Source organism: Streptococcus oralis, from assembly GCF_001578935.1.
Classification (GTDB): Bacteria; Bacillota; Bacilli; order Lactobacillales; family Streptococcaceae; genus Streptococcus; species Streptococcus oralis_R.
In genome coordinates this window covers 523,596-535,517 of record NZ_KQ969521.1, presented here as the reverse complement: position 1 = coordinate 535,517, position 11,922 = coordinate 523,596, and the positions used below count along the sequence as shown (strand labels likewise).

At 40.2% G+C, this 11,922-nt stretch carries 12 protein-coding genes and 2 pseudogenes; 12 read left to right on the top strand and 2 right to left on the bottom strand.

Going from position 1 to position 11,922, the window contains the following annotated elements; all coding sequences use genetic code 11:
* The 3 genes and pseudogenes from SORDD15_RS10430 to SORDD15_RS02645 form a co-directional block, all read left to right on the top strand.
* Positions 1 to 208, top strand: a pseudogene (locus SORDD15_RS10430) (ATP-dependent nuclease subunit B); the annotation flags it as partial.
* Positions 205 to 3,858 (top strand): helicase-exonuclease AddAB subunit AddA, encoded by a 3,654-nt coding sequence (gene addA, locus SORDD15_RS02650; RefSeq protein WP_061414089.1) that lies wholly within the window; start codon positions 205 to 207, stop codon positions 3,856 to 3,858. The pseudogene SORDD15_RS10430 and the gene addA, both read left to right, overlap by 4 nt.
* A gap of 169 nt (positions 3,859 to 4,027) precedes the next feature.
* Complete coding sequence (locus SORDD15_RS02645) at positions 4,028 to 5,206, top strand: hypothetical protein (protein WP_061414087.1); 1,179 nt, start codon at positions 4,028 to 4,030, stop codon at positions 5,204 to 5,206.
* A 33-nt stretch (positions 5,207 to 5,239) separates the two neighbouring features.
* On the opposite strand, the gene SORDD15_RS02640 is transcribed toward SORDD15_RS02645, so the two are convergent.
* Entirely contained in the window at positions 5,240 to 5,596 is a 357-nt protein-coding gene (locus SORDD15_RS02640; protein ID WP_061414085.1) for a type II toxin-antitoxin system PemK/MazF family toxin, read from the bottom strand.
* Positions 5,580 to 5,795 (bottom strand): type II toxin-antitoxin system PemI/MazE family antitoxin, encoded by a 216-nt coding sequence (gene mazE / locus SORDD15_RS02635; protein WP_001098942.1) that lies wholly within the window; start codon positions 5,793 to 5,795, stop codon positions 5,580 to 5,582. Before mazE ends, SORDD15_RS02640 begins: the two co-directional genes overlap by 17 nt.
* A 215-nt stretch (positions 5,796 to 6,010) precedes the next feature.
* Here mazE and ylqF point away from each other — a divergent pair, with 215 nt between their 5' ends.
* The 9 genes and pseudogenes from ylqF to SORDD15_RS02590 all read left to right on the top strand — a co-directional run.
* Positions 6,011 to 6,862, top strand: coding sequence for a ribosome biogenesis GTPase YlqF (gene ylqF, locus SORDD15_RS02630; protein WP_061414083.1), 852 nt, complete (start codon positions 6,011 to 6,013; stop codon positions 6,860 to 6,862).
* Positions 6,849 to 7,628 (top strand): ribonuclease HII, encoded by a 780-nt coding sequence (locus SORDD15_RS02625; RefSeq protein WP_061414081.1) that lies wholly within the window; start codon positions 6,849 to 6,851, stop codon positions 7,626 to 7,628. Before ylqF ends, SORDD15_RS02625 begins: the two co-directional genes overlap by 14 nt.
* Before the next feature lie 12 nt (positions 7,629 to 7,640).
* Positions 7,641 to 9,191: a ClC family H(+)/Cl(-) exchange transporter gene (locus SORDD15_RS02620; RefSeq protein ID WP_061414078.1), complete on the top strand. Its 1,551-nt coding sequence runs from the start codon at positions 7,641 to 7,643 to the stop codon at positions 9,189 to 9,191.
* Positions 9,192 to 9,331: 140 nt separating this feature from the next.
* Positions 9,332 to 9,763 carry a hypothetical protein gene (locus SORDD15_RS02615; protein ID WP_061414076.1) on the top strand — a complete coding sequence of 144 codons (432 nt, stop codon included), beginning with the start codon at positions 9,332 to 9,334 and terminating at the stop codon, positions 9,761 to 9,763.
* Positions 9,763 to 10,086, top strand: a complete 324-nt coding sequence (locus tag SORDD15_RS02610; RefSeq protein ID WP_061414074.1) for a hypothetical protein — start codon at positions 9,763 to 9,765, stop codon at positions 10,084 to 10,086. Before SORDD15_RS02615 ends, SORDD15_RS02610 begins: the two co-directional genes overlap by 1 nt.
* A 73-nt stretch (positions 10,087 to 10,159) precedes the next feature.
* Positions 10,160 to 10,582 carry a hypothetical protein gene (locus SORDD15_RS02605; RefSeq protein ID WP_061414072.1) on the top strand — a complete coding sequence of 141 codons (423 nt, stop codon included), beginning with the start codon at positions 10,160 to 10,162 and terminating at the stop codon, positions 10,580 to 10,582.
* Positions 10,582 to 10,947 (top strand): hypothetical protein, encoded by a 366-nt coding sequence (locus tag SORDD15_RS02600; RefSeq protein ID WP_061414070.1) that lies wholly within the window; start codon positions 10,582 to 10,584, stop codon positions 10,945 to 10,947. The genes SORDD15_RS02605 and SORDD15_RS02600 overlap by 1 nt, the downstream gene beginning before the upstream one ends.
* A gap of 41 nt (positions 10,948 to 10,988) precedes the next feature.
* Positions 10,989 to 11,426 (top strand): hypothetical protein, encoded by a 438-nt coding sequence (locus SORDD15_RS02595; RefSeq protein ID WP_061414069.1) that lies wholly within the window; start codon positions 10,989 to 10,991, stop codon positions 11,424 to 11,426.
* A gap of 217 nt (positions 11,427 to 11,643) precedes the next feature.
* Positions 11,644 to 11,880, top strand: a pseudogene (locus SORDD15_RS02590) (IS3 family transposase); the annotation flags it as partial.
* Positions 11,881 to 11,922: the final 42 nt, after the last annotated feature.

Sequence of the window (11,922 nt, the reverse complement as noted above, 5' to 3'; positions counted from 1 at the left end):
GTTCGCCATCAATCCCTATACCGAAAATGGCAGAAGCATTGCCCCGTACGTTCAGCAACACCAAGCCATCACTGGATTTGAAGCTAATTACCACTTGGGACAAGCCCGTTTCCTAGAGAAGTTAGACTTAGCTGATGGTAAGCGCCTTGTAGGAGAAAAACTCAAGCAAGCTTGGTTTGAGAAAATGAGAGAGGAGTTGAAGCAATGAAGCCCATTTCCTTTTTAACTGAGGAAGAAATTCAAAAACTGCAAGAAGCAGAAGCGCATTCGAGCAAGGAACAGAAAAGAACTGCCGAGCAAATCCAAGCTATTTATACTGCTGGGCAGAATATCCTTGTTTCAGCGTCTGCTGGTTCAGGGAAGACCTTTGTCATGGCAGAGCGTATTCTGGATCAATTAGCGCGTGGCGTGGAAATCAGCCAACTCTTTATCTCGACCTTTACTGTCAAGGCTGCTACTGAACTCAAGGAACGTTTGGAGAAAAAAATCAGCCATCAAATCCAAGAAACCGATGATGTCGATCTCAAACAACACTTGGGACGCCAGTTGGCAGATCTACCAAACGCTGCCATCGGAACCATGGACTCCTTCACACAAAAATTCCTTGGCAAACACGGTTATCTGATTGATATCGCGCCGAACTTCCGTATTCTACAAAATGAAAGTGAACAGTTAATCTTAAAAAACGAAGTTTTTCGTCAAGTCTTTGAAGACCATTACCAAGGTGAGAATAAAGAGAAATTTAGCAGCTTAGTAAAGAACTTTGCTGGGCGTGGCAAGGATGAACGAGGTCTGCGCCAGCAAGTCTATAAAATTTATGACTTTCTCCAATCCACCAGCAGTCCCCAAAAATGGCTGAGCGACTCTTTCCTCAAAGGGTTTGAAAAGGCTGACTTTGCAAATGAGAAAGACAAACTGACCGAGCAAATCAAGCAAGCGCTTTGGGACTTGGAAAGTTTCTTCCGTTATCATCTGGATAACGATGCCAAGGAGTTCCCCAAAGCTGCCTATTTAGAAAATGTGCAGTTGGTTCTGGATGAAATTGGCTCCTTTAATCAAGAATCCGATAGTCAGGCTTATCAAGCCGTACTTGCGCGTGTTGTCGCCATCTCGAAAGAGAAAAATGGTCGGGCTCTGACTAATGCGAGTCGTAAGGCTGATTTGAAGCCACTGGCTGATGCCTATAACGATGAGAGAAAGGCCCAGTTTACTAAACTAGGACAACTAGCAGACCAGATAACGATTCTCGACTACCAAGAACGTTATCATGAAGACACTTGGGAGCTAGCTAAAACCTTTCAAAACTTTATGAGTGATTTTGTGGATGCTTATCGAGAACGTAAACGCCAGGAAAACGCCTTTGAATTTGCTGATATCAGCCATTACACCATTGAGATTTTAGAAAATTTCCCGCAAGTTCGTGAGGCTTATCAGGAACGATTCCACGAAGTCATGGTCGATGAGTATCAGGATACCAACCACATTCAAGAACGGATGCTAGAATTGCTGTCGAATGGTCACAATCGCTTTATGGTGGGGGATATCAAGCAGTCCATCTACCGATTCCGCCAGGCAGATCCCCAGATTTTCAATGAAAAATTCCAACGCTATGCGCAAAATCCTCAAGAAGGCAAGCTGGTTCTCCTCAAGGAAAATTTCCGTAGTAGTTCAGAAGTGCTGTCTGCAACCAATGATGTTTTTGCACGCCTTATGGACCAAGAGGTCGGTGAAATCAACTATGACAGCATGCACCAGCTTGTTTTTGCCAATACCAAACTAACTCCTAATCCAGACAACAAGGCAGAATTTCTCCTCTACGACAAGAACGATAGTGGGCAAGAGGAAGAAGAAAGTGATGCAGACACGAAACTCACAGGAGAAATGCGCCTGATCATCAAGGAAATCTTGAAACTTCATCAAGAGAAAGGTGTAGCCTTTAAGGAAATTGCCCTTTTGACTTCCAGTCGCAGTCGAAATGACCAAATTCTCCTCGCCCTGTCTGAGTATGGGATTCCCGTTAAAACCGACGGCGAGCAAAACAATTATCTCCAATCCCTAGAAGTACAAGTCATGCTGGACACCCTTCGTGTCATTCACAATCCCCTGCAAGACTATGCCTTGGTAGCACTTATGAAGTCTCCTATGTTTAGTTTCGATGAGGACGAATTGGCACGTTTATCCCTCCAGAAAGCAGAAGATAAGGTCCATGAAAATCTCTATGAGAAACTGGTCAATGCTCAAAAACTGGTAACAAACCAGAAAAACTTGATTCACTCAGAACTAGCTGAAAAACTAAATCAATTCATGGATATTTTGGATTCTTGGCGCTTGTATGCCAAAACCCACTCTCTCTATGACTTGATTTGGAAGATTTACAACGACCGTTTTTACTATGACTATGTTGGAGCCTTGCCGAACGGACCTGCTAGACAAGCCAATCTCTATGCTCTGGCACTGAGAGCTGACCAGTTTGAAAAGAGTAATTTTAAGGGCTTGTCTCGTTTTATCCGTATGATTGACCAAGTCCTAGAAGCCCAGCATGACCTCGCAAGCGTAGCCGTCGCACCGCCTAAAGATGCCGTAGAACTCATGACCATTCACAAGAGCAAAGGATTGGAGTTTCCTTATGTCTTTATCCTCAACATGGATCAGGACTTCAACAAGCAAGACTCGATGTCAGACGTCGTTCTCAGCCGTCAAAATGGGCTTGGTGTCAAATACATTGCCAAGGTGGAAACAGGAGCAGTGGAAGCACACTATCCTAAAACCATCAAACTCTCTATTCCTAGCCTAACTTATACACAGAATGAGAAAGAACTGCAACTGGCTAGCTATTCAGAGCAGATGCGTCTGCTGTATGTTGCCATGACGAGAGCCGAGAGAAAGCTTTATCTTGTTGGCAAGGGTTCTCGTGAAAAGCTGGAAGCAAAGGAATACCCGGCAGCAAATAACGGAAACTTAGATAGCAATACCAGACTGCAAGCAAGAAATTTCCAAGATTGGATCTGGGCTATCAGTAAAGTATTTGCCAAGGACAATCTCAACTTTAGCTATCGTTTTATTGGTGAAGACCAGTTGACTAGAGAAGCTATCGGAGAGTTGGAAAACAAGAGTCCTCTACAAGATAGCTCTCAATCAAGCAACCGTCAGTCAGAGACCATCAAAGAAGCTCTGGAAATGCTGAAAGAGGTGGAAGTTTATAATACTCTTCACCGCGCAGCCATTGAACTACCAAGTGTTCAAACCCCAAGCCAAATCAAGAAATTCTACGAACCGGTTATGGATATGGAAGGGGTAGAAATTACTAACCAAACTCAATCAACTGAGAAGAAAATCAGCTTTGATTTACCAGATTTTTCAACTAAAGAAAAGGTAACTGGAGCTGAGATTGGTAGTGCCACTCACGAACTCATGCAGAGAATTGACCTCGGTCAGCAACCAACACTTGCTAGCCTGACAGAAACTCTCAAACAAGTTCAAACCAGCCCAGCTGTGAGAGGCAAGATCAATCTTTATAAAATCCTAGCTTTCTTTGACACACCACTTGGTCAAGAAATTCTCGCCAATACAGACCATCTCTACCGCGAGCAACCTTTCTCCATGCTCAAAAAAGATCAAAAGAGTCAGGAAGACTTTGTTGTTCGTGGGATCTTGGACGGCTATCTCCTTTACGAGGACAGGATTATTCTTTTCGACTATAAGACAGACCGTTACGATGAACCAAGTCAACTCATAGACCGCTATCGTGGTCAGTTAGCCCTCTATGAAGAAGCCTTATCTCGTGCCTATTCGATTGAAAACATAGAAAAATACTTGATTTTACTAGGTAAAGATGAGGTTCAAGTTGTAAAAGTATAATTTATACTCAATGAAAATCTCTTCAAACCACGTCAGATTCACCTTGCCATAGATATGCTCACTGACTTCGTCAGTTCTATCTACAACCTTAAAGCAGTGCTTTGAGCAACCTGCGGCTAGCTTCCTAGTTTGCTCTTTGATTTTCATTTAGTATTAGAAAGGAGACCTCATGACACTTCCAGTTAGAAAATCCCTGCACGATGCGGTTTTGCAGGCTTCAAAAGCTGATACTTGGGAACAAGCTACCAAGGAATGGAATGAAGTTTCCTTGATTTTTAATGGCATTGGCCGTAGCAATTGTGTCTGCGGAAATGCCATCAAATACGCTTACGAACTCTTTAACGGAGTTACAAGCCAACGTCTCTTTCCTATAGGAAGCGACTGTGTTCGTCATTTTCATCGATTGTCCCTTGACCAGCAACTGGAAGAGGAAGAAAAACTACTCAGAAAGGTTGAAAACCTAACCAGAAAGGCCCAGAAAAAGGAAAAAATCAAGGTTAATAAAAGCGACTTTGACGAACGACTTCTAAAATGGTTTTGGGAGAAAGGTGTTTTCAAAGCCAATCGTGGCAATCAATTCACACCTGAGAAAGATTACCAGCTCTTCCTAGAAGTCTTTCAAGGCGGAAGTTGGATAAAGGCAGAGCCAAAGAAGAAGGCTCGTATGGAAGAAGTGCTGGAAAAGTGTATCAAACCTTTTTTACTTGGTAAGTCCGATGACCAACTCTACCTTGTCAAACTAGGCAAGGAGAAAATCGACTACGAGCAGCATTTACGGATCCAAGCAGAGAAAGAACGTAAGAAAAGAGATAAAATTGCCAAGCAATACGCTGACAACCTCATTCTTGCCATGGGACCTGCAGAACGAGCCTATCAAGATTACTTTGGCTTTACAGAAACCTTGACCCAAGAAGAACGAAAGTGGGAAAAAATCCTCTTTGGTAAGAATAGAGAAGAACGGGCTATCAAGGCTAAGCAAAACCAAAAGGAGCTGGAAAAGGATCAACGGATTGCAAATCAAGATCCGATTGAACGAAAGCAGAAGCAGACTTGGCTTCTTAATTCCTATTTTCGGGATTTGCCTGATGAAAAAGCCAGATTTTCTCGGCTCCTATTAGAATATCGAAAAAGTGGCGAAGTTCCCTTTTCAACCGAATATTTGTCTGAACATCTCATCGACTTTTTCTACAAGATGAAAGCCTTTGAGTTTGAAATTGCACCAGAACAAGTCCGCGATTTTCTAAAAAAATGTCTTCAGGCAGAACATCTATCATCAGCACAAGAAAGCTGGATTAGAGGGATTTTGACAAACTGCCTTCACCCGTTCTTAAATAGGTTACTCATATAGAAAAAATCCTACCTTGTCTATGCATGGTAGGATTTATGTATCTTCAAAAATGTATTGGTAAAGTTGGACGACTTTCTGAAAACACTGCGTGTCCATTCTTGTTATTTTTTGAGCATTACGCATCCGAAAATCAAAGGTATGCAGTTGAAATGGATTGACAGCGCCATCTACCTTGTCCGACGAGACAGGAACGAGCAAGCCTTTTTCTGCCAAACGACGTTGGCCGTGAGTGATAGGACAGACAGCCACAAAACCAGTTTGCAAGGCATATTCTCTCTTAGAAACTACCAAGGCAGGTCGCCTTTTCTGGATTTCTCGACCAACTGATGGATCAAAGTCCAGCCAAATGACATCCTGCTTTTCAGGAATATACTCAGATTTCGCTATCAAGTGACCTTACCCCTTCAAAATCATTTGTCATTCTCAAATCAGTAATCCCATCAAAAGGATCTTTCAGTTTTGGAGCTAAGACAATGACTCCGTCAATCCCTTTATAGACAACCATTTCTTGACCTTCTGTCATACCCAAATTTTTAGGAATGGTCACAGTGAGAGAATTCCCTACCTTCCGAGTCTTTACTGTATTCATTGCTCTACCTCCACGAAAGTGTATACACTAAGTATATACCTATTGGCGAAAAAAGTCAAGTAAATCCTGACTGGCATCAAGGATGTGTCGGACCTATACTATTTGTCATTTATTGTGGTCAAAGCCTGTGCAAAAGTTCCTAATTTATGATAGAATAGGTAGTAAGAAAGAAAACGTTTTTACTACGTTTTTTTTAGTCGGAAGGGGAAATGTTTATGGCTACTATTCAATGGTTTCCGGGTCACATGTCTAAGGCTCGGCGGCAAGTTCAGGAGAATCTTAAGTTTGTTGATTTTGTGACAATTTTGGTGGATGCTCGGCTACCTTTATCTAGTCAAAATCCTATGTTAACCAAGATTGTTGGAGATAAACCAAAACTCTTGATTTTGAACAAGGCAGACCTTGCTGATCCAGCAATGACCAAAGAATGGCGTCAATATTTTGAATCACAGGGAATCCAAACTCTGGCTATCAACTCCAAAGAGCAAGTAACTGTAAAAGTTGTGACTGATGCTGCTAAAAAGCTCATGGCTGATAAGATTGCACGCCAGAAAGAACGCGGTATCCAGATTGAAACCTTGCGGACCATGATTATCGGAATTCCAAACGCTGGTAAGTCAACTCTCATGAACCGTTTGGCTGGGAAAAAGATTGCGGTTGTCGGCAATAAACCAGGTGTGACCAAGGGGCAACAGTGGCTCAAAACCAATAAAGACCTTGAAATCCTGGACACACCAGGGATTCTCTGGCCTAAGTTCGAAGATGAAACTGTCGCTCTAAAACTAGCCTTGACTGGAGCTATCAAAGACCAGTTGCTTCCTATGGATGAGGTGACCATTTTTGGTCTCAATTATTTCAAAAAACATTATCCAGAAAAGCTAGCTGAACGCTTCAAACAAATGAAAATTGAAGAAGAAGCACCTGTTATCATCATGGATATGACCCGTGCCCTTGGTTTCCGAGATGATTACGACCGCTTTTACAGTCTCTTCGTGAAGGAAGTTCGTGATGGCAAACTTGGTAACTATACCTTAGATACATTGGACGACATCGATGACAACGATTAAAGAAATCAGAGAAGTTCTGGCTACTGTCAAAGACTTAGACAATCCTCTTTTTCTGGAATTCGAAAAAGATCCTCGTTCTGGAGTTCAAAAGGAAATCAGCAAGCGAAAAAAAGCTATTCAGGCAGAACTGGATGAAGACCTTCGTTTGGAAGCCATGCTTTCCTATGAAAAAGAACTTTATAAGCAAGGAGTGACCTTAATAGCAGGTGTTGACGAGGTCGGCCGTGGTCCTCTGGCTGGACCTGTAGTCGCTGCAGCTGTTATCTTGCCTAAAAATTGTAAGATTAAAGGCCTAAACGATAGCAAGAAGATTCCTAAAAAGAAACATCTGGAGATTTATCAAGCCGTTCAAGATCAAGCTTTATCAATCGGGATTGGAATCATGGATAATGAAGTCATTGACCAAGTCAATATCTATGAAGCAACCAAACTAGCCATGAAAGAAGCAATATCCCAGTTAACCCCACAACCTGAGCACCTCTTGATTGATGCCATGAAACTGGATTTGTCTATTTCCCAAACCTCCATTATCAAAGGAGATGCTAACTCCCTCTCAATCGCAGCTGCATCTATAGTGGCCAAGGTGACACGGGATAATATTATGAAGGAATACGATCAGCAATATCCCGGCTATGATTTTACAGCTAATGCAGGCTATGGAACAGCTAAACATCTAGAAGGACTCGAGAGACTAGGAGTTACCCCAATTCACCGAACCAGCTTTGAACCAGTCAAAACACTGGTTTCAACTAAGAAAGACAAGTAAGAGGAAATGATTATGGAGGAACAGTCAGAAACACTCAGTTCCAAGAAAGAATTTGCCTTTGCCTCAAGCACCATATTATCCCAAGTTGGACGAGGAATCATTGTTGGTCTCGTCGTCGGGCTAATCGTCGGATCCTTTCGTTTCTTAATCGAAAAGGGTTTCCATCTGATACAAGGACTTTATCAAGATCAAGCGCACCAAGTGCGCAATCTTTTTATCATTGCTCTATTTTATTTAATTGTTAGCTGGCTCAGTGCGAAATTGACTCGATCGGAAAAAGATATCAAGGGTTCAGGAATTCCTCAAGTCGAAGCTGAACTAAAGGGACTGATGACTCTTAACTGGTGGAGTGTCCTCTGGAAAAAATATATTCTAGGGATTCTTGCTATTGCCAGTGGCCTTATGCTAGGTCGAGAAGGGCCAAGTATTCAACTTGGAGCAGTTGGTGGTAAAGGCATCGCAAAGTGGCTAAAATCCAGTCCAGTTGAAGAACGTTCCCTGATTGCCAGTGGAGCCGCTGCAGGATTAGCTGCAGCCTTTAATGCCCCAATTGCAGGACTTCTCTTTGTGGTAGAAGAAGTTTATCACCATTTTTCCCGCTTTTTTTGGGTCTCAACTCTAGCGGCCAGCCTAGTAGCCAACTTTGTTTCTCTGCTCATATTTGGCCTAACACCCGTACTGGATATGCCAGACAACATCCCACTCATGACCCTAGATCAGTATTGGATTTATTTGGTTATGGGAGTTTTTCTCGGGTTCTCTGGTTTTCTCTATGAGAAAGCTGTACTCAATGTTGGTCGAGTTTATGATTGGCTTGGTCAAAAAATCCATTTGGATAAAGCTTATTATCCAATCTTGGCCTTTATCCTCATCATACCAGTCGGCATCTTCTTACCACAAATCCTTGGCGGTGGAAATCAGGTCGTTCTTTCCCTAACTGAGCAATATTTTAGTTTCCAAGTTCTATTAGCTTACTTTTTGATCCGTTTTGTTTGGAGCATGATTAGCTATGGAAGTGGCCTTCCAGGAGGAATTTTCCTACCCATTTTGGCGCTTGGTTCCTTACTTGGTGCCCTAGTTGGTGTCATTTGTGTCAATTTTGGACTTGTCAGTCAGGAACAATTCCCTATATTTGTCATTTTAGGAATGAGTGGCTACTTTGGAGCAATATCTAAGGCTCCCTTAACTGCTATGATACTCGTAACCGAGATGGTTGGGGATATTCGCAATCTTATGCCACTTGGCTTAGTGACCTTGGTCGCCTACATCGTCATGGATTTACTCAAAGGTGCTCCAGTCTATGAGGCCATGCTCGAAAAAATGCTGCCAGAAGAAGCGACAGACGAAGGAGAAGTCACACTCATTGAAATCCCTGTATCAGATAAAATCGCTGGAAAACAGGTTCACGAGCTCAACTTGCCACATAACGTACTTATTACCACCCAAGTCCATAATGGCAAAAGCCAAACGGTTAACGGCTCAACCAGAATGTATCTGGGTGATATGATTCACCTGGTGATTCCCAAAAGTGAAATTGGAAAAGTAAAAGATTTGTTGTTGTAAGTTTTTACATAATTTATATTATGCAAAAATTCAATTAAATACATTAGAAAACCGATTCTCGAGCAGAGATCGGTTTTTACTTCTTATATCGTTAAAATTAATTAAAATATAGTATAATAAGAAAAAGGAGAAAAGCTTAAATGAATAATTCTAGTAATAAAAAAAGCCATAAAAGGTTACTGATCGTTTTGTCACTCGTAATTATCACAGCAGGAGGTGTTTTTATGTTTAGTATGTTAGGGAAGTCTCAAGAAGAACGTCGAAATAGAGAGTATGAAGTTAGTTTGGTTGAAACTTTAAAAGATAGATATGAGGGTATTGAAGAAATTAGATTTTCTAATGCAAATTATACAAATCCGCCAGGAAGTTGGACTTGCGTAGTTGAACTATATTTTAATGAGAGAAGCATAAAATATAAAATTAATTATTCAAAAAATGATAAACGTATTTCTGATGTATTTTTAGAGAGAGAGAATAGAAAAGAGGACCGAGAATTTTTAAATAGTCACTTGGGTAAGACTAGTAAACTCACAAAAGTTATTTATTCAGATGGTTCAGAAGGAGAATATTAATGGTATACACTTATACTGATAAACAACTCAATGAATTAAATCACGGAAAAAATGTTTATAATGTAAATTTTGAATATGCTGAAAGGGAAGTTGAAAAGAAAGTTGTAGCCAAAACAGATGATAAGTTATCTTCGGATGAAACCAACACAATTACCACCTCTGATGGTCAAGAATTCCGTGTTGTTGCGACTAAGTCTGACCCTGATACAGGTTTTGATGGACTGGCAGTTGCACCTATTGTCAACGGCAAACCAGATTATAAAAATGTAGCTGTGATTGCTGCTGGAACGGATCCTGGGAGTCCTACTATGATTGATAGATGAAAACAACTTTTTCTTATTATAGTGTAATATAGACAAATCTTATAGTATAATAAGAAAAAGGGGAAAAGCTTAAATGAATAATTCCAGCAATAAAAAAAGCCATAAAAGGCTACTAATCGTTTTGTCACTCGTAATTATCACAGCAGGAGGTGTTTTTATGTTTAGTATGTTAGGGAAATCCCAAGAAGAGCGTCGAAATAGAGAATATGAAGTTAGTTTGGTAAACGCCTTAAAGAATTCCTATGAAGGGATTGAGGAGATTAAGATTTCCAATCCAACATATACGAACCCTCCTGGTGACTGGTCTTGTAAGGTTGATATTTTGTTTGAAGATGGGGAAAAAATATTCTATGGAATTCCACATAACTTAGATGAGATAGAAAATTACAATGGTCGTATGACTTATGGACAGCGAGATTTTCTTAACCGAAGAAAAGGAATAACAACTAATACAGTTACGGTTACATACTCTAACAAAGAAAGAGGGGAACAGTAATGGTATTTAATTATACTGATAAACAACTTAATGAATTAAACCACGGGAAGAATGTATACAGTGTCAATTCTGAATATGCTGAGAGAAATAATAAACCTTTGGTTACAGAAGCTCCTAATCCGAATCCTTCTTCATCTGATTTTGAAGAAACCAACACCATAACTACCTCAGATGGTCAAGAGTTCCGTGTTGTTGCCACTAAGTCTGACATTGAAACAGGTTTTGATGGGCTAGCAGTTGCGCCAATTGTCAACGGCAAACCAGATTATAAAAATGTAGCTGTGATTGCTGCTGGAACGGACCTAGGAATTCCTACTATGATTGATAGATGTAAAATAACTTTTTCTTATTATAGTGTAATATAGACTAATCTTATAGTATAATAAGAAAAAGGAGAAAAGCTTAAATGAATAATTCTAGTAATAAAAAAAGCCATAAAAGGTTACTGATCGTTTTGTCACTCGTAATTATCACAGCAGGAGGTGTTTTTATGTTTAGTATGTTAGGGAAGTCTCAAGAAGAACGTCGAAATAGAGAGTATGAAGTTAGTTTGGTAAACGCCTTAAAGAATTCCTATGAAGGGATTGAGGAGGTACATATAACCGACCCTTCATATGCATCAATTCCGTCAGATGCTTGGGGCGCAAAAGTTAAAATAATTTTCTCTGACAGCAAACAACTAAGTTATATAATCGCATTTAATAAACAAAATAACGAAATAAGAAGTAGAGATTTTCAAAATAGTTCTCGAAAAGATGATAATCAATATTTGATAAACCATCATGGAATTACAGAAAAAAATGTAAAAGTGATTTATTCAAATGGTGAAACAGGAGAACAGTAAATGAATTTTAATTATACTGATAAACAACTCAATGAATTAAAGCATGGGAAGAATGTATATATTGTCAATGCTGATTATGCTGAGAGGAATGGAAATAACAATGAGTAAAAACAGATTAAGAAAAAGCTACAAACCATTAGGCACTGCACCCATAAAACGAGACACAAGAAAACACTCCTGTTGAAATCTGGTAAACTAGAAACAGGAGTGTTTTGTTATGGTCAAAAAAGCATATTCAGTAGAAACTAAGCTAGCCTGTATCGAAATGAAGAAGGCAGGTAAATCAAACAAGGTTATCATGGATACCCTCAATATCAAAAATGCTAGTCAGGTCAAGACCTGGTGGCGTTGGTATCAGAATGATGAATTGTACCGTTTCCACCAACCTGTGGGGAAACAATATACTTATGGTAAAGGAATGAAACAATTATCTGAAGTCGAACAGTTACGTTTGTAGGTAGAATTACTAAAAAAGTATCAGAGCTTGGTAAGAAAA